Genomic DNA, 18,165 nt, shown 5'->3' on the forward strand with positions numbered 1-18,165 from the left:
GTCACCAAGATGATGCCCGCCCCCGCCCAGCAGCCCCTGGACGGGCTGGCCGCCACGGTCCGCGACGCCAGCCGCATCAAGGCCAGCATCGACACCGACACCGGCACCACCAGCTGGGACGGCACAGCGCGCTCCAAAGCCGCGGGCAAGGAGTACNGGATCGACCTCGGCGACGGCTACACCGCCCTCTACCGCCCCCATGCCGCCAACGCCAAGGCCAGCAGCGAGTACAGCCTGCGCGGACAGCTGGAGGTCCATGCGCCCCAAGGCGCGGGCCACGGCCAGGACCTCGTCAAACGCCTGGGCGCACTGCACCTGGTCAACCGCGGCATGTCCGCCGGAGAGGCCGAGTGGACCTACCTGTCCAACAACATCGACGCCCAAGGGCTGGCCGACAAACCCGCCGTCAAGGCCGCGCTGGCCCAGGCCAGCCAGATGGAGGAGCTGCAACTGCAGGAGCTCTTCCACCACAACGCCCACCAGGCGGTCGGTCTGGACGCCCAGGGCCTGTCCGGGCTCGCCAAACAGTGGCAGATCGAGGCCGCCGCAGCGTGCCTGCCCAAGAAGGTGCGGCTGGTCCGCGAAGCCGTCGCCACCTCCACAGGCTTCGCCGACGGCGCGGACCTGGCCGCCAGCCAGGGGTATGACCCCGTTCCCAGAGCCGCGGGCGGCTGGCTCACCTGGGGGCGCTTCGACCTGGGCAACCAGCAAGCGGCCCTGGACAAGGCGTGGCAGGGCAAGTCCCTGGTCCACAAGGTCCACGGCAAGAACCTGGCCCACATCATCGCCACCGGCGTGCTGGCCTCCACCGAGCGCAGGGCCACCATGGGCATCTCCACCGGGCTGGGCATCAGCGAACAGCAGGACAAGTACACCGGCGGCGCGTCCAGCGTGTTCATGCGCGTGCGCAAAAGCACGGTCTCCAAGGGCCCCAAGCTGGTGTGGGACCAGCCCCTGAAGGTCTTGAACAACACCAGCGTCTACGGATACCCCTCCGACCACTTCGGTGCGGTCAACCCCGCCCACCACCTGCACTCCGCGTCGGGCATGACCAAGGACCCCGAGAAGATCGCCGCCTTCTCCGGTGTGAGCAACGAGGTGATGGTCAAACACGGCCTGGACCTGCTCGGCGAACACGCACCGAGCAGGATCATCTGCCAGGACGAGGCCGAGCGCACCAGCGTGCTCTCCGTCCTGCACAAGAAGGGCGTCACCCAGCTGGGCGGCAAGAGCATCGACGACGTCGTGGTCGCATAGAAGACAGGGAGCGGAACGACTATGCACTGGAACCGGCAACTGGAGTCGCTGCTGGGCGGAGCGCACAGCCCCACCGGCGACGAAACCGACGCGGGCGCCCAACTTGTCGTCACCCAGGCGGGCGGGCAGGAGGTGTTCCGCGCACCCCTGGCCCGGCATGTGCGTGTCGACCCGGAGCAGGAGCGCCTGCTCTGGGTGCGGCCGATCCACCCCGGCGGAGCCGACCCCGCCACCGGTACTCGGGTCTACAACCTCAACCTGTGCCGACGCCGTGCCCTGTCCTGGACCGAGGCCGGGGTGGACGGCGATGCGGTGGTCTTCGCCCTCTCCAGTGGGCAGAGCGCGCGCATCGAACCCGCCGCGGGGGGCGAGCTCGCCGAGCTTCGCCTGTGGGACGTCTTCGTCCTGGGCTTGTCGGCGCAGGAGGAGGAAGAGCTGGAGGCGCTGTCGAGCGATTCCTGGTGGGGCAGCCACGCCTGACAGCCCCACTGGCCTGATGGCGAGGGGCGCTGCCGACATCGGTCTCGCTAGCTTCGAGGAACGACTGGCGGCGCCCCTTCTCCCAGCGCAGTGGCCTGGTGCTGATCATGCGACCTCGAACTGCTCGGCCCCGTGGCCCGAGTGGCAGGTGTACGACCAGATGGCGGTTCGACTCCTCACGGGTTCCCCGCACACGTGGGGGAGGCCCCATCTGGTAGATGAAGTCCATGTGCCAGGAAGAACTGCCCCTTTCGATGAAGGCTGTCGTGGTGCGTGTGTCTACACCGGTCGTGTGTAGATCCGGTACTACCGAGAAAGCCTCAGTTCACGGCGGAGGGCACGTGCCGTACCCCGGTCCAAGTGCTCCCGGCGAAAGAACAGCGGGCGCTGGAAGCGGTATGGCCGCTGGTCTTCTCCAAGGTGGGTAAGAGGGGCATTGCCGGTCCGATGGGATGTGTCTGTTCTGGTAGGGGAGCGCACCCACACAGTGGTGACACCATGTGCTTTCCGGGTTACCGTCACTGGTGATGCCCCCTAACACCAGGAGATCCCTGTGGGTAAGCACGACAACCCAGACAAACCCACCGACAGCGGCTCTGGAGGATCCGGCGGCACCGACGGCGACCGCCCCAACGAACACGGCAACGAAGGATTCCCCTCCCCTTCTCAGGACGGGCAGAGGCCCACCTGATGGACACCGCCGCGCCCGGCCAAGCGCTCGCCCGCCTCCTCGCCTCCCGAGGGGTGTTCACCGACCCCCGATGGCACCGGGCGGTCCTGGCCACCGACCGGACCCGGTTCATCCCCCCTGTGCTGTACGGCCCCGACCCGGCACACCCCGGCTGGGAATGCCCCGTCACCTCTGCCGACCCCCGATGGGCGGAATGGGTGTCGGGCGACTACGCGCTCGTCACCCAGGTCGACGACGGCAACCCCACCGGGGACGAGGGGCGGGGCCGCACACCGACCTCCAGCATCAGCCAGCCGTCGCTGGTTGTGGACATGCTCCAACACCTCGACGCCACCGAGGGGCAGCGCGTCCTGGAGATCGGGGCTGGGACCGGCTACAACACCGCCCTGCTCTGCCACGCCCTCTCCGACAGCGCAGTGGTCTCAACCGAGGTCGACCCTGCGCTGGCGGCGACCGCCGTCACCAACCTCGCCGATGCGGGGTACCGGCCGACCGTGCTGGACCAGGACGGGGCCGACCTCCTCAAGGACGGAGCGGGGATGTTCCACCGGGTTCTTGCGACGGTGGCGGCCCGCCAGAGCATCCCGCACTCGTGGGTGAGCCAGGTGCATCCCGGCGGTGTGGTCGTCACCCCGTGGGAGGTCGGCAACCAGCCGGGGGTGCTGGTGCGGCTCTCGGTCGGAGAGGACGGCGCCGCGCACGGCCGGATCGTAGGCGACGCTCCGTTCATGGTGCTCAGGTCCCAACGCCCCGACCCGCGCCATGTACGGGACCTGGTGGAGGAGGACACCCCGGGCAAGAGCACCGGCCGCACGGCCGTGAACCCCCGGGTTGTCGCCTACCGGCATCCGGGCTGGCAGCTCGCTTTGGGGCATCTGGTGCCCGACCTGCGGTACGCGGTGTACGAGGCCGCCCGGGACCGCCCGGAGTGGGCGGGCGAGGCCACCGTGTACGTCGCCGCCCCAGACGGTTCGTGGGCGCTCGCCGAGTACACCCCTTCCGGAGGGCTCTACGAGACCGAGCAAGCCGGTCCGCAGGACCTGTGGGCGCAGATCGGCCAGGCGTGGCAGGTGTGGGAGCAGTCCGGCCGACCAGACAGGGGCCGCCTGGGTGTGACCGTGGACGAGGAAGGCACCCGGCTGTGGGTGGACGAGCCTTCCAGGGTGCTGTGTCTTCCCACCCCCGCGCTGAGGACATGAGGGTGCGCACTGCCCGGTCGTACACGGCTTGGACGAGGGGGGACGCTGTCGATTCGGATGTGCTCGTCGGTGGCGTGCAAGCCTTCGTAGACGGGGCCGAACCCGGCCGTGGCCGGCAGGCCCAGCCCGGCGAGGTAGTTGCCGATGTTGGAGGGGCCTGGGCGAACCTGAGCCGGGCCGTCGATCGCTGCGTCTCCGCCCACCGGTCCTGCCTGCACGCCGCCCCGACCGAGCCCGAGGACGGGAACGACACCACGGAAGAGACCGAAGCGGGGGTCGGGGAGGTGTTGGTCTCGCCCTGGCCGACCGGGCACCGGTTCGCCGACCGCGTCCGGGAGGCCTACGCCGCCGTCCACGACCTGCTCGCTAAGGGGCACAGCCACCGGTCGGTCCAATGCCACCTGGGTATGGGCTCCACCACGGTGGTCCGCTACGCCCGTGCGGCGGTACCGGAGGAGCTGTTCTGCGGCCAGTGGCAGAGCCGATCGAGCAAGGTAGACCCCTACAAGCCCTACCTCGACCAGTGGTGGGGGCCACTCCCACCAGAGATCCGGGGTGCACCACTGTTCCTGCCTTCCGGATCCCGCCCCTGTTACCGTCACAGCATGATGGACCCCTCCCGTCCCAGTCCGCTCCACCAAGGGGTGGTCGAACGCGGCACTGCCGTGGCCGCCGATCTACCCGCCGAGGTCTGGCACGAGGCAGTACGCCACCGCGTCGCAGCGCAGCTCACTCTGCTCACCCTCATGGGCGTGCACCATGCGAATGAGGCGGCGTTCGCACCGCCCCAGTCCCAGCACAGCACGGACCCTTCAGAGCCCGGGCGCGCTCCAGCGGTAGCCGACGGAATGAACCACCCACACAGCGCCCAGACGCTTGCGCTCGCGATCGCGGGCGGCCAGCACGCCGCACGCCGAGTGCTCACCACCCACATGGGCTCTGACGACGCCGACGCGGTGGTAGCCCTGTGGGCCTCCACCGACGACGACAGCGCTCTGGCCCGGCTCCGAGGCGAATGGCATTGGGGGCGCGCCCGCAGCGACGCATGGGCGGTCCTGACTGAACCGGACGTCGCCGCACTGGCCGACGACACTGCCAACCGGTTCAGGGACACCTGCTGGATCCGCGCGGACCGGGGCCAAGGCTGGCCTCCCCGGCCACTGCCGCACATCCAGCACCGCGTGTGGGACCCCGAGCAGCCCGCCCAGGACGATCTGGCCTGGACCGGCATTGAACGGCGGCGCTGCCGGTGGCGCTGGCTGCACAGCAGCGCGGCCGGGTGGCCCCTGGCGGTCATCCGCTGCCATCTGGAGACCTCACAGGCTTCCTGGCGGATGGCCGGAGCCCACAGCGACGACGCCACAGGGCAAGACCAAGCCCTGGAAGGCATCACATACGATCTGTGGCTGCTGGAACAGCTGGAGAAGGCCAGCGCCGGAGCGATCCCTGATCCCTTGCCCCCTGGGAGGAGGGTCGATCTGTGGGTGGTGGACCTGGGTGGCTACACCGTTCCGCTCACCGGGACACTCCTCAACCACAAGGACCTCACTGTGGGATGGCCTCTGGGAGGCCTGGAGCCGGAGTTCACGCTCGGGATGCTGACGGTGCTACCGGAAGCGGCGAGCGTGCCGGTGGCGGTGTGGGCCGATCGGGTGACCCGTGTGGCCGACCATTGACCCATGCTCCCTTCGCCGCGGCTGGGGGAGACCGGTCAGCGTGATCCCTGCAGGGCGATCACGGCTACCGGGGGCTCCCACCGGTAGGTATGGTGCTCGGCGTCCTGGACCACATCCACCAAGGACACGGACGTCACGGCAAGCTGGGCGCGCGAGGGACGCGAGGCCCGCAGAGCGCTGGCCACCGGTCCGGAGTCGCCAGCGGTATGGCAGTAGCTGGTGGTGATGTGGGGGGCGTTGGTCCGGTAGGCGGCACGGGAGGATCCGAGTACGGTGTCCAGGACGGTTCCGGTGATCTCGACGAGCCGATCGAAGTCACCGTCGGGAGCCAGGTCGAGGCCGGATCCGGATGCGCCCACGTGCGGTGCCGCCTCCAGGATGAACGGGGCCAAAGGGGTGAGGCGTGAAGTGAGCTGGTCTATGAGATCGGCCAGCTTGTGCTCGCTCAGGCTCGGCGCGCCGGGCTCGGTGACCATCTGGACGGTGGAGTGCAGCCAGGGCGGCTGAACCGGAGCCACCAGGTGCGCGAAACGCTGGGTGAGGATCCGGCGGTGGCGCTCGGCCAGTTCGAAGAAGCCCGCGTTCGCGGGATGATCGCGGTCGGGCACCAGGTACAGGTGCAGGACGCGGGCGTCCGGAGGCCACAGGGGTGTGCCGTGGCCGATGAACGGCTGCATGGCGGCTCCATTTCTGTCAACTGAGACGTTCGTCGGCGGTAAGAAACGCACCTTCAAAAAGCCTGAGGCGCGCGGAAGCCATAAGGCCCGTCGACGGGGGACACAGGTTCACGCGAAACCGCCACCACCGTTAGGGGCTCCGGTTACTCTGCCGGGGGACGGCCTCCGACGCAGTCGACACCACGTCGATCAACGCCCTGTGCTCCGAACTGGTCGCCCGAGCAGTGAGGGCTGTACCCCGCCGCCGGGCGGGCTCGCGGTCCACAGCCTGTGCGGCGGCATCAGCTCTCGGGCGGGCCATCGCTGTCCCTTCGTCGCGGGTGAAACGGCCAGCGGCCAAAGGCGCGGAGTGTCCGTTCCTGCCGGTCACCGGTCCTGTTCCGGGTCCTGGTAGGCGCGGGCCTGCAACGTGAACAGGTCGGCGTAGCGCCCGCCGCGCTCCATCAACTGGGTGTGGGTGCCGTGCTCGACCACCCGCCCCTGGTGCAGGACATAGATGCGGTCGGCCCGGCGCACCGACGCCAGGCGGTGGGTGATGAGCACGACCGCGGCGCCGGTGCGCGCGGCGTGTTCGTGGATGGTGGTGAAGAACCGGTGCTCGGCACGCGCGTCCAGGGCCGAGGTCGGCTCGTCGGCGATGAGCAGGTCGGCCTCGCGGTGGAAACCGCGTGCGGCGGCCAAGCGCTGCCACTGGCCGCCCGAGAGGTTCACCCCCGAGGCGAAGGTGGTGTCCAACAAGGTGCCCCACCCCTGGGGCAGGGCGGCGACCACCTCGTCGGTGCCGCTCAGGCGGGCCGCCTCCTCCAACCGGGCGGAGTCGCAGTCCTGGGCCATGGTGACGTTGCGGCGCGCGGTCATGGGCCAGCGGGTGTGGTCCTGGATGATGACGCTGATCCGGTCGCGCACCGAGGTGCCGATCGCGGTGTAGTCGGTGCCGTTCCACGTCACGGTTCCGCTCTGGGGTCGGTACAGGCCGCCCAGCAGACGGGCCAGGGTGGACTTGCCCGACCCGTTCTCGCCCACGAGCGCGACCGTCTCCCCCGCCTCCACATGGACGGTGACCCCCTGCAGGGAGGGCTCGTCCCGCGTCGGGTAGGTGAAGGCGGCCTCGTGCACCCGCACCTGCTCCATGCGGGCCGGCGGCGGGGCGGTGGGCGCCGGGGGCAGCTGGGCGCGGGTCCGGTCGCAGAACTCGGTGAAGTCCGCGAAGTACAGCCCGGACTCGTACACCCTGTTCAGCGAGTGCAGCGACTGCCGCATCTGCCCCTGGGCGCGCTGCAGCGCCAGTACCGCGGTGCCCACCGCGGCCAGCGGCATCCACCCGGCCACCAGCAGGCCGCCCAGCACGGCGTAGGTGAGGGCGGTCGCCGCGCCCCCGGCCAGAGCGCCCACGGCGCGCACCCGGGTCTGGCGCCAGGCCACCGAGAGCATGGTGGCGCGTTCGCGGTCGGCCAGCGCGCTGTAGTCGGCGATGAGGGAGTCGCGCATGGTGTAGGAGCGCAGTTCGGCAGCCGAGTCGCGCGCGGCCATCCGGTCCCCGAGGGTCCACCGGCGCCGTCGGCCGGTGCTCAGCCGGCGCTGGGCCTGGTACTCCATGCGGGCGGCGCGCATCGCCGCCCACCCGGTGGGAACGACGCTGACCAGCAGCAGGGGCAGCAGGAGCGGGTGCAGGACGGCCAGGACCCCGGCCATGGACAGCAGCCCCACCAGAGCGGAGAGCACTTCCAGACAGGCGGTGACCATGCGCGGCACCTCGTACAGGCCCCGGTCCCGGGACCGGTACATCGCGTCGGCCCACGCCTCGTCGTCGAAGGCGACCAGGTTGGCTCGGGTCGTCAGGTCGAACAGCTGCAGTTCGACGATGCGTTCGGTCTGGGTGCCCAGGCGGGCCAGCGCCCAGTCCGCGGCCAGGCGCACCGCTCCGGCGACCGCGGCCACGGCGGCGACCAGCGCGACCGCCGGCAGGGCCTGCTCCACCCGCTCGATGATCGTGCCCTGGGCCAGCAGCGCGTCCAGGACCCGCGTCACCGAGGCCAGGCTGACCGCGGACAGCACCGCGGCGAGGGTGCTCGCGGCCAGGGCCGTGAGCAGGTCGCGGCGGTTGGCGTGCCAGGCCCAGGACAGGGCGTCGACGGTCAGGCGGGGCATGCGGGTGATCTTGGCCCACAGGGAGGTGCGGGCGAGTTCGTCGTCGAAGTACTGCCACTTGGGGGCGGTCAGCTCCTCGTCGGCTCCGATGTCGGAGGAGGTGTCGGTGAGGGGGGCGGACGTGGTGGGGGGTGAGGTCACGCGAGCACTCCAAGGGGTCGGTCCGGGCTAGGGTCGCGGCGTGTGTTGCACGGGGGCGATCTCGCGGGCGAAGAAGGACTCCAGGGGTTCACCTTCCCGGTACAGGGCGACGATCCGGGCGCGGCAGGACGCCACCAGGTGCGCATCGGTGTGGCGCACACTTCCGGCCAGCACGCCCGCCCGGTCGTAGCGGATCCGGTAGGCCACCCCCGAGCCGAGGGTGAGGACCTCGGGCAGCGGGCCCGCCCTCTCCAGGTGCGCGACCGCTTCGGGGCCCACGACCCGGACGCGCTCACCGCACTGGGCGCGGATGCGCAGTGAGCACAGCTCCCAGTGCAGGTAGGGGGTCAGCGGCCACTGCACGACCCGCACCCTGTGCACCCGCACGCCCCGGCGCTCCAGGCCGGTGAACATCTGTGACAGGGCGGGCCGTTCCTGTTCCAGCAGACGCAGTGCCCCGGGCACGTCACCGGCCCGGTAGAGCATCCAGCTCGGGTTCTCGGGCTGGTGGAAGTCCTGGAGCCGCTCCAGCTTCCACACCCCGGTGCCGCGCAGCGCCTCGAAGCGGCGGTCGAAGTCGGCCTCGTAGGCCTCCAGCCCCAACAGTGCGCCGGACCGGTCGGCCAGCGTGTCGAGCACAGCGTGCCCCTCCTTCGACGTCGTGTTGTTCAGCGGTCCAGGTCGGTGAGCAGCGCCCGTGCCGTCTGTGCCAGGCGCGGCGCGGGGGCGGCCTCGAACCGGTCCAGAGCGGCGCGTGCGGCCCGGCGGGCCGGTGCGGGACGGGTCTGGGCACGGTGGAGGAGGGCTTGGGCGAGCAGGCACCGGCCGAGCTGGTGGTCATCGACCACCGCCAGGCCCTGCACGAGGGTCTGTGCGCGTTGGAAGCAGTCCAGGGCCCGGGCCGGGTCGCCCAGAGCGGCGTGGACCTTCCCGCTCTCCAGGGCGGCCAGCGCCGCCCCGCGCCGGTCACCGAAGCGGTGCAGGTCGGTCTCGGCCTCGGTCAGCATGTCCTGGGCGTGCGTCAGATCCCGTGCTGTGCCGCTGCGGATCAGCGCCGTGGCGGTGTCCACGACCGCGCTCTGCAGGCCCCGGTCATCGTCGGCGACGGCGTAGTGGTGCACCGCCGCCGCGGCGTGGTGCAGCGCCTGGTGCCGGTCCGTGGACTGGGAGCCCACCCGTTGGTGCATCAGCGCCAGCACGGCAGGGGCCTCTTCGGTAGCGGCCTCCAGCGCCCACGGATACACGCGATCGGCGATCGCCGTCCCCTCGTCCAGGGCGTGCAGCACCGCGCCGAGGTGGTCGGTGATCTGGCACAGCACCCGGTGTCGGCTGTGCCGTAGGGCCAGGCGGGCCGCGCCGACCAGGGCGCCCTCGTGGTCGCAGAGCCACCGCACCGGTCCGGGCCACCACGTCGCGAACGTGCTCTGCGCGGTCTGGGCCAGGAGGGCGCCCTCCCGGTCGAGGGTGTAACGGCCCGGGGAGAGCCGGTCGGCCGCGGCGGCCAGCCGCAGCCGGACGTAGTGCAACAGGACCTCCACCGCACGGTGGTACTCGCCGTGGGGGAGAGGGCCCGGGTCGGGGGCCAGGCGGTGGGCGTACCGGCCCCGGCCCCGGTCGGTGAGCAGGCCGGAGCGCGCCCACTCCTGCAGCAGGGTCTTGGCCTGGGCGTAGGTGGTGTTCAGCAGCACCGCGGCCACGTCCACGGTCAGCGCCGGGCCGGGGTACACGGCCAGCAGCCGCAGTTCCCGGCTTTGGGCATGTGAACCGGGGGGCTGCGGCGGATGCGCCTCACTCATACGCTCTCCTGGTGCGGGAGCGGTGTTGGGCCTGCTCGATCCTTCGGGCGGCGGCCCGCATGAGGACGCCCTCCTGGCCGGCGGCGCACACCCGCTCACCCGCCCCGTCGGCAGCGGGGTCGGCCAACCACCAGGCCCCCTCGCGCAGGTGGGCCCGTACCGCGGCCCCGAACCGGGTCAGGACCACACCGCGGTGATCGGTGGGGCTGACCCGCAGGCCTTCCCGGGCGGCCATCTGCTGCAGTGTGGCGGTGCGGGGCAGGCGGGGGGTGTTGATTCCCGGCATCAGAGGGCACCGTCCCCGGGGCTGGGATAGGCGGCTCGTGTGCGGTACGGCCAGCAGGGTGAAGGGGGCACAGTCGTCCTTGTCCGATGGGTGGTGGGGCCTGCTCCGCCCCGAGGGGTCGGGGGTCGGGACATCCGGGGCGGAGCAGGGGTCTGTCGTGGCTGTGGGGCCGGGCCGAGCGGGGAGCGTCGTTGACCGGTCTGGGGCCTTGGGACACAGATAGGGGCCGGGGATCCTCGTGAAGGTGCAGCGGTGGGGCGGCGGTGTCACAGGCAGCCCACGGTGCGCCCGGTGTAGAGCTCCGGCGCCTGTAGGAGCCGGGGGCGCCAGCGGGCCACGTCGGGGTGGCGGCGCAGCAGCGCGCGGCGCTGGCGTTCGGTCAGCCCGCCCCACACCCCGAACTCGATCCTTGCGTCCAAGGCCTCGGCCAGGCAGTCCAACCGCACCGGGCAGCCCTCACAGATACGGCGGGCACGCGTCTGCTCCGTGCCCTTGACGAACAGGGCGTCGGGGTCGACGGTGCGGCAGTTGGCGAGGGAGGGGTCGGTCAGGGCGCTGTGCATCGTCTCTTCCACAGTCAGTCTCAACACAAAAGGCAGATCAGGGGCATGCCCCGCCCCGGGGCCAGCGGGCGGGGGCGGGGCGCAGCAGGGTTTCGCCAACGCGACGGCGGTCAAGGGTCGCGGCCCAGCAGCAGGGGCCGCAGCGCTTCCAGGCTGTCGATCACGCTGTTGCGGCAGGTGGGCGGACGGGACCACCCTCGGGCCAGCAGCAGGGCGTGTGCCCCGAACCGGGCGGGTGCGGTGGCATCGCAGTCCCGGTCGGTGCCCACCCACAGCACCCGGTGGGGCTCTCCGGCCAGCTCCCACACCCGCTCGTAGAAGCGCCGGTGGGGTTTGCCCACCCCTATTTCGGAGGAGGCCACCAGGCCGACCTGCTCCAGACCGGCCGCGTCCAGGGTGGTGCGGCGTTGAGCACGGGTACGGCAGGTGTTGGTGGCCACCAGCACCCGGTATCCGGCCTTGAGTAGATCGGTGACCACTCCCGCCGCAGACTCCTCCACAGGGGCGTCGCCGACCTTGTCGAACAGCTCCACCACGATCTGCAGTGGGTCCAGATCACTCCTGGGGTGGTACAGGTCCAGCAGCCACCGGATAAGGTCGGCGATCGCCTCCGTCGTCCCCGCCGCGCTCTGGTGCACCACCGCTTGGCCGTAGGAGAGGTAGGCGTTCTCGGCCAGCACCACGCCGTGCCGTTCGAGTACCTGGGCGAGCACCATCGCCGCGGGGTAGCGCCCCGGCAGCGACAGCGCGCTGTGGGAGAACACCACCGTTTGCACCGTACGCAGTACGTCGGGGCTGGTGGGTGTGGGCCAGTGGTCCAGGCAGGACATCACAGATCCTCGGCTCTCCTACGGTTCAGGGGGCGGCAGTGATCTCACGGGTGGGCTGCCAGTGGGCGGTGGCGGCCTCGACCAACTGGTCGGGGGTGCGGCAGGCCAGGGTGGTGTGGGCGGGCATCCCCGCCAGGTCGGGCAGGCGGCGCAGGAGTTGGTGGTGCAGGTGGGTCAGGGCGAGCGATCCCAGCCCCAGCTCGGCCAGGTCCCGCCCCTGGACGCCGTCGGCCGGTGACATCTGGGCGAGCAGGGCGTGCACCTGTTCGGCGATGACCGTGCGCCCCTGTTCGGGTGTGCACCCGGCCAGCACCCCCGCCTGCCCCTCGCCTTGGTCAGAGGAGGTGGGGGCGGTGTGGGTCCAGGCGCGCGGCGGCAGCTCCACCGCCGCCGACCGCTGCCCGGGCCAGGCGGGGTCGAGCCCGAACGTGTACAGCCCCGCCAGGGCGGCCAGGGCGTCGGCGTGCTCGCGCTGGCCGCTCATCCCCACCGCGACCAGCGGCGGGTCCACGGCGTAGCGGGGGCGGGCGCGGGTGAGGGTGTCGGCCAGCGCCGCGCCCAGCACCGAGCGGGCGCCGATCTCGACCACCACCATCGGGTGCTCCTGCTCCGCGAGGGCTCGCATGACCCGGTGCAGGTGCACGGTGCAGCGCAGTTGGCGCCCCCAGTAGCCTGCTCCGAGCTCGCCGCCGCCGATGGGTGCGGCGGTGACGGTGGAGTGCATCGCCACCCGCCCCGAGGCGGGGGACAGGCCGCGGAGGCGGTCGGTCAGGCGTGCGGCGGCGTCGGCGACCAGGGGGCTGTGCGCGGGCGGAGCGCCGGCCACAGGCCGGTGCCACACCCGCTCGGCCTGCAGGCGGGCGGCGATCTGGGCCAGGTCGGCGTGCGGGCCGGACAGGACGGTGGAGCGGTCGGCGTTGAGGGCGGCCACCCCCACCCCGGGACGGTTGGCGGCCAGGGCGTGGGCCTGGTCGGCGCGCAAAGCGGTGGCCAGCAGACCCCCGGCCGGTGCGGTCTGCTCCAGCAGGCGGCTGCGTTCGGCCACCACGCGGGCGGCGCCGTCGAGGGTGAGGGCTCCGGCGGCGGTCGCGGCGGCGACCTCGCCCAGGGAGTGGCCCACCACCGCATCGGGGACGACGCCCCAGGAGGCGAGCAGGCAGGTGGCGGCCACCTGCCACGCCCACTGGGCGGGCTGCACCCACCCCAAACCGCCGTCCTGGCCGCTGCTCTGGTCGTCGCCGTTGTGGTGTGTGAGGGCGCGGTGGGCGCGCTCCAGCGCGGCGGCGAACACCGGCTCCCCGCCCGCCAGACTGTCCTCGCCGGTGGGGTGGGCGCCGTGGCCGGGGTAGACGAACACCACCCGCGGCCTGCCCTGGAACGGCACCCGGGGTCCGACCAGCGCCGGATCGGCGCGGCGTCCGGCGGCGGCGTGCAGCGCCCGCACCGCCTCGGCGGGGGTGTGGGCGAGGGCGGCGGCGCGGGCGCCGCGGTGGTGGTCGCGCCGGTGCGCGGCGGTGGAGGCCACCGGCCCCAGAGCAAGGCTGCGCTCTTCGATGGCGCCTGCCCACCGGGCGGCGGTCTCTTCCAGCGCTTCAGGGCTGGAGGCCGACACCGGCACCAGATGGTCGCCGCTCTCGTGCGCACCCTCACCACGGCCGGGAACAGCGCTGTCGACAGGCGATGGGGCCTGCAGGACGACGTGGACGTTGGTGCCGCCGAACCCGAACGCCTGCACCGCCGCCGTCGCGGGGCGGCCCGTGCGCGGCCAGGCCCGCGCAGCGGTGGGCACCTCCAACCCCAGCTGCTGGAGCACCGGCAGGGGGCTGCTGTGCCCGAGGGTGGGCGGCACCACCTGGTGTTCCAGCGCCAGGACCGTCGCGATCAGACCCACGATCCCCGCCGCGCCCTCCAGATGGCCCAGGTTGGCCTTGACCGACCCCAACAGCAGCGGCCCCGACTCGCGGTCGCGGGCCAGGAAGCGGCCCAGCGCCCGCGCCTCGGCGGCGTCCCCGGCCCGCGTCCCGGTGCCGTGGCACTGCACATAGTCCACCTGCCCGGGCCAGACCGGGGTGCGGCCGTAGGTCCACTCCAACAGCTCCCTCTGGCCCTGCACACTGGGTGCGCCGATCGGAGTGCCGTAGCCGTCCGAGCCGGTCTCACTGCCCACCACCACAGCGCGCACCGCCACCCCCGCAGCCCGCGCCTCACCTGAGCGCTGCAGTACCACGACCCCGGCGCCCTCACCGCGCACGAACCCGTCCGCGCCCGCATCGAAGGGCTTCACCCGCCCCCGGGCGGAGAGGACCCCGGAGGCGCGGAACATGCGGGTGTGGGTGTCCAGGCGCAGCAGGTTGGTGCCGCCCACCACCGCCAGGTCCACCTCCCCGCACGCCAGCGCGGCACGCGCCCGGTGCACCGCCACCAGCGAGGCCGAGCAGGCGGTGTCCACGGTCTCGCAGGGACCGCGCCAGTGGGTGAGCCGGTGGCGCGAGACCCGGCCCGCGAGCATGGAGGGCAGGGCGCCGGCGGTGTCGACCATGGTGCCGCCCCGCCCCGGCCCCAGGCGCAGGAGCGCCTGGTCCAGGCAGGAGGAACCGATCCACAGCCCCACCCTGCGTCCCCGCCACTCTGAGAGGGGGATCCCGGCGTGCTGGAAGGCCTCCTCGACCAGTTCCAGCAGCAGCATCTGCTGGGGGTCCATCGCCGCCACCTCAGCCGGAGCAAGGCCGAAGTGCGCGGCGTCGAACCCGAGCCCGGCCTCGTCGAGCAGGGCGGCGGGCAGCAGGTCCGCGCGAGGGTGGCCGGGGGCCGGGTCGGTGACCAGGTCCCGGCCCCGCAGGAGGGCGTCCCAGAGGGCGTGGGGGGTGGTGATGGCGCCGGGCAGGCGGCAGGCCATCCCCACCACCGCCACCGCATCCCGGCCCGCAGCCGTGTGGGTGTTCATCGCTTGACCGCCGTCCACACCCCGGTGCAGCCCTGCACCTGCACGTCCGCGTCGGGGAAGAGGCCCCGCACGGTCTCCACCAGGCCGGTGGAGGTGTCGCCTTGGTTGGAGAACCAGCCCCGGCGGGTGTAGGCGCCGATCAGCCACCGGGCGAAGGCGTTGACCCCCACCCCGGGCCCGCCGGTGAGGACGGTGGCGCCGAAGAAGCGCCCGCCCGGCCGCAGGACCCTGTAGGCCTCGCAGAACAGCGCCCTCTTTTCGGCCAGGGAGGCGCCGGGCAGGCAGTGGGCGACCATCACGCAGTCCACCGAATCGACACTGCCCTCGTCCAGCCCCTTCCAGGTGTCCAGGACGTCCTGCAGGTGGGGACGGACCGCAATACCGCGGCGGTGGTGTACCGCCCGCGCGGCCAGGTGCAGGCAGTGGGGGGAGAAGTCCAGCAGGTGCAGCTCCCGCACGCCTGCGGGCAGGTGGCGCAGGAACGTCCCGTTGCCCGGGCCCACGCTCAGGTGGGTGTGGCCGGGCCAGAGCCGGTAGGCGCGCCGCAGCCAGCGGTTGGATACCCCCCAGGCGAGGCGGTGGCACAGGCCGTGCACCCACAGGGGGTAGAGGGTGCGCATGACCAGGCGGGTGTAGATACCGGGGGCGGTGTGGCCGGACGTGGTGGGGGAGGGGTGTTCGGGCATGAGGGGACCTCGCATCGGCGCAACGCGCCATCGGGGAAGGGGGAAAGGGGATGGGGTTCAGGGGGTCAGGAGCCAGTCCAGTGAGGTCGGGTTGTCGAAGCCAGCCACCCAGGCGTCGGCCACCTGCGGGTCGGTGGCGGCCCGGGCGAACACCTCCAGCACGTGGGGCGGCAGGGCACCCGACCAGAAGTCGCGGACCATGGTGGAAAAACCGCTGGTGTACTGGCCGTGCCGCTCCCAGTAGGCGGCGTAGGCGTCTCGCAGGAACGCGGCATCCAACACGCCGCCCGCGGCGCGGCGGTCGGCGATATGGGCGCGGATGGTGGCAGCGGCCAGCGAGGAGGCGTCGGCTCCCTGCCCGGAGGTCGGGTCGATCGTCAAGCTCGCGTCCCCGATCGCCAGGACCGGAGATCCGGCCACGTCGACCACCGGGGCGCGTACCGACGGGGTGAGGCGGGTGAACAGCAGCGAGTTCTCCAGCACCGTGGCCTGTGCGCACCGCCGCGCGATGTCGGGCGCTGTGGCGGCCAGGGTGCGCAGCGACCGGTCCCAGGCCTGCCGGGCACGCACCCGGGGGCGGCGCGCGGCCAGAGAGGAGGGGTCGTGGTCCAGGTGCGCGCTGGGGTCCAGCGCGCTGCCGGGCCGGGCGAAGACCTGCACACAGGTAGCGGTGACCGGGACAGGCTGCGGCTCCGCTGTGTCCGGGTCGATCACCGCCTCGTCGGCCAGCGCCAGCACCGGGAAGGTGAAGATCTCCCCGTGCGGGGTGGTGACCACGTCCACGTCCGCGGTGCCGGGCGCTGCGCCGACCAGGTGGGCCTGGGTGATGACGCGGTCGGTGGCCCCGCCGCTGCGGCCCGCATCGTGGGGGAAACGGGCTGCCAGCTCGCTGTCGGCGCCGGTGGCGACCACGATCAGGTCGTGCATTCCGGTGGCGGCGAACCCGAGCAGGTCGCCGTCGGTGAAGGTCTTCACGTGGACGGAGCCGCCGCGCTCCTCGAAACAGGAGAGCCATTCGGCGGTCTTGGCGCGGTGGTCGATGGCGGTGCCGGGCTGCTGCTGGCGGCCGGTGAAGGAGGAGGCTGCGGCGTCGGGGGGTGCCATGGTCAGCCGGATCGTGGTGAAGGGCGGGGCTGGCACCGGTGTGCCCCCGGTGGCTGTGGCCGCTGCGGTGGACCAGAAGTCCAGCCCGAATCCGGCCTCGGTGGCGCGGCTGGTGGGAAAGGTCAGCTGGGTGAGCTGGGCGGGGCCGCCGATGATCTCGTCGGTCGTGCGTCGTGTGAACAGGTCCACCTGCCACCCGTCGGCCTGCAGACCAGTGGCCAGCACCAGTCCTGAGGTGCCCGACCCGATGATGAGTGCGCGCGCCATCAACGGCCCCCCACCGGTGCGTCGTGGGTGCAGGCGGCAGAGGTCTCTACATGGATGCACAGGTCCATCAGGATGCGGGTGACCGCATCACGCAACCGGGCATCGCCCATCACCACCGGGGCGTCATCGGCCAGCCCCAGCACTGACCGCACGTGCGCGGGGCAGGGGTCGGCGTCCGGGGCCAGGTTCACACCCACGGCGAAGGGCACCCCGACGGCGTCCAGCGCACGTACGGCCGGGGCCGCCTCGGCGATGCGGTCGCTGTGGGCCAGGGCCACGGCCCCGACCGCGTGACGGGTCAGGTCCGTCCACTGAGGGCTGTCCTCGGTCAGCCCTGAGGCGCCGAACAGCCCCAGGTACAGGCCAGGCTCGACACGGGTGACGGCGGTGTCGATGCGGATCCGGCCGTGGGCGTTGGGCGGGTCGGCGTAGACCAGGGGAGCGCTGTCGGCGACCTGCCCCACGAACGTGCTCACCCCTGACCGGTGGCCGCCCACGACCAGGATCTTGACCAGGTGGGAGGGCGGGGTGTGCCCGTTCATGTGGTCGATGACGCGCCGCAGGTGCGTGGCGTCGGCGGCGGGCGAGGTGGGGTGGTGCAGGTGCAGCAGCCCCCGGTCCAGCAGGTCGGAGACGGCCACGGCGATCACGGCGGGCGAGATCTGCTGGCGGGCGGCCAGCTCGGCCACCGTCACCGGGTGGTCCACCCACATGCAGGTCTGCAGCACTGAGGCCGCCACCTCGTTGAGACAGGCAGGAGCGAGAGGGCTGGTGGCGTTGGTTCCTGCACCGCTGATGAAGCTGTGCACCAGCACCGAACGGTGGTGCGCGGCGGTCGCGTCGCGGCGCAGCAGAGTGGGCGCGGAACTCATGCCACCCCCGCCAGGGAAGGCGCAGGCCGGGTGTTCGTGACGTGGGCGGCGGCCTCTTCGGTGAAGCCGATCAGGGCGTAGCCCGCGTTGGCCAGGGAGGCGTTCGGGCCCAGGACCAGGGCCACCGCGGCCTCTGGGGTGATCGGGGCCAGAGCCAGCAGCCCGCCGGCGCACCGCACGGTGATCGTCTCGGCCTCACCGCGCCCGGCGTAGTGACCGGCCCTGTCGGCCATGGACCAGATGCTGTGCAGCGCTGCGGCCGAGCGCTCAGCGGCGACCTGGTCCAGGGCGGCGCTGCGGGCCCGGTACAGGCCGTCCCGGCCCAGCACGACGCCCTGTTCGGCGCCGGTGCGCTCCACCAGCTCCTGCAGAAGCTGGGACAGGCCGGTGCCGGGACGTCCGCCCTCCGCAGCACTGGAGGTGTCGGGGCGGGCATCGGTGCCCGCGGTGTGTGTGCTCATGGCCCCCAGCCTGTAAGGCTGCCCGCGTGGCCCCCTAGTCACTCAGCGAGCTTCTTTGAGTTCGAACAGCATCGAAGAAGTTCGATT

15 protein-coding genes and 1 pseudogene are annotated in these 18,165 nt (G+C 72.2%); 4 read left to right on the forward strand and 12 right to left on the reverse strand.

What is annotated here, in order from left to right; genetic code table 11:
- The 4 genes and pseudogenes from B042_RS26045 to B042_RS26050 all read left to right on the forward strand — a co-directional run.
- Window positions 1-1,257 (forward strand): annotated as a pseudogene (locus tag B042_RS26045) (hypothetical protein); the annotation flags it as partial.
- Between the two features lie 21 nt (window positions 1,258-1,278).
- The gene (locus B042_RS0109325; protein ID WP_028648066.1) at window positions 1,279-1,737 is read left to right on the forward strand and encodes a hypothetical protein; all 459 of its coding nucleotides are present in this window, start codon (window positions 1,279-1,281) and stop codon (window positions 1,735-1,737) included.
- A gap of 690 nt (window positions 1,738-2,427) precedes the next feature.
- Window positions 2,428-3,627, forward strand: a complete 1,200-nt coding sequence (locus B042_RS22550; RefSeq protein ID WP_051415572.1) for an rRNA adenine N-6-methyltransferase family protein — start codon at window positions 2,428-2,430, stop codon at window positions 3,625-3,627.
- A gap of 74 nt (window positions 3,628-3,701) precedes the next feature.
- The gene (locus tag B042_RS26050; RefSeq protein WP_197024233.1) at window positions 3,702-5,303 is read left to right on the forward strand and encodes a hypothetical protein; all 1,602 of its coding nucleotides are present in this window, start codon (window positions 3,702-3,704) and stop codon (window positions 5,301-5,303) included.
- A gap of 35 nt (window positions 5,304-5,338) precedes the next feature.
- Here B042_RS26050 and B042_RS0109340 read toward each other — a convergent pair whose 3' ends face one another.
- From B042_RS0109340 to B042_RS0109390, 12 genes are all read right to left on the reverse strand, one after another.
- A complete protein-coding gene (locus tag B042_RS0109340; protein WP_028648068.1) occupies window positions 5,339-5,980 on the reverse strand; it encodes a hypothetical protein in 642 nt (213 codons plus the stop codon).
- Window positions 5,981-6,346: 366 nt separating this feature from the next.
- Window positions 6,347-8,269, reverse strand: coding sequence for an ABC transporter ATP-binding protein (locus B042_RS22555; RefSeq protein ID WP_231493897.1), 1,923 nt, complete (start codon window positions 8,267-8,269; stop codon window positions 6,347-6,349).
- 27 nt (window positions 8,270-8,296) lie between these two features.
- Window positions 8,297-8,908 (reverse strand): DUF6879 family protein, encoded by a 612-nt coding sequence (locus B042_RS0109350; RefSeq protein WP_028648069.1) that lies wholly within the window; start codon window positions 8,906-8,908, stop codon window positions 8,297-8,299.
- 29 nt (window positions 8,909-8,937) lie between these two features.
- The gene (locus tag B042_RS0109355) at window positions 8,938-10,065 is read right to left on the reverse strand and encodes a hypothetical protein (protein ID WP_028648070.1); all 1,128 of its coding nucleotides are present in this window, start codon (window positions 10,063-10,065) and stop codon (window positions 8,938-8,940) included.
- Window positions 10,058-10,351 carry a hypothetical protein gene (locus B042_RS0109360; protein WP_028648071.1) on the reverse strand — a complete coding sequence of 98 codons (294 nt, stop codon included), beginning with the start codon at window positions 10,349-10,351 and terminating at the stop codon, window positions 10,058-10,060. Before B042_RS0109360 ends, B042_RS0109355 begins: the two co-directional genes overlap by 8 nt.
- Before the next feature lie 266 nt (window positions 10,352-10,617).
- A complete protein-coding gene (locus B042_RS0109365; protein WP_036554443.1) occupies window positions 10,618-10,914 on the reverse strand; it encodes a WhiB family transcriptional regulator in 297 nt (98 codons plus the stop codon).
- A gap of 110 nt (window positions 10,915-11,024) precedes the next feature.
- Entirely contained in the window at window positions 11,025-11,744 is a 720-nt protein-coding gene (locus tag B042_RS0109370) for an HAD family hydrolase (protein WP_028648073.1), read from the reverse strand.
- Window positions 11,745-11,769: 25 nt separating this feature from the next.
- Window positions 11,770-14,688 carry a type I polyketide synthase gene (locus B042_RS22560; RefSeq protein WP_051415573.1) on the reverse strand — a complete coding sequence of 973 codons (2,919 nt, stop codon included), beginning with the start codon at window positions 14,686-14,688 and terminating at the stop codon, window positions 11,770-11,772.
- Window positions 14,685-15,374, reverse strand: coding sequence for a class I SAM-dependent methyltransferase (locus B042_RS24320; RefSeq protein ID WP_051415574.1), 690 nt, complete (start codon window positions 15,372-15,374; stop codon window positions 14,685-14,687). The genes B042_RS22560 and B042_RS24320 overlap by 4 nt, the downstream gene beginning before the upstream one ends.
- Window positions 15,375-15,431: 57 nt before the next feature.
- A complete protein-coding gene (locus tag B042_RS22570; RefSeq protein WP_036554446.1) occupies window positions 15,432-16,745 on the reverse strand; it encodes a hypothetical protein in 1,314 nt (437 codons plus the stop codon).
- Window positions 16,745-17,617: a DUF742 domain-containing protein gene (locus tag B042_RS0109385; RefSeq protein ID WP_028648074.1), complete on the reverse strand. Its 873-nt coding sequence runs from the start codon at window positions 17,615-17,617 to the stop codon at window positions 16,745-16,747. The genes B042_RS22570 and B042_RS0109385 overlap by 1 nt, the downstream gene beginning before the upstream one ends.
- Window positions 17,614-18,078 carry a roadblock/LC7 domain-containing protein gene (locus tag B042_RS0109390; protein WP_028648075.1) on the reverse strand — a complete coding sequence of 155 codons (465 nt, stop codon included), beginning with the start codon at window positions 18,076-18,078 and terminating at the stop codon, window positions 17,614-17,616. The genes B042_RS0109385 and B042_RS0109390 overlap by 4 nt, the downstream gene beginning before the upstream one ends.
- Window positions 18,079-18,165 lie beyond the last annotated feature (87 nt).

It is taken from the genome of Nocardiopsis sp. CNT312, assembly GCF_000515115.1.
Lineage (GTDB): Bacteria > Actinomycetota > Actinomycetes > Streptosporangiales > Streptosporangiaceae > Nocardiopsis.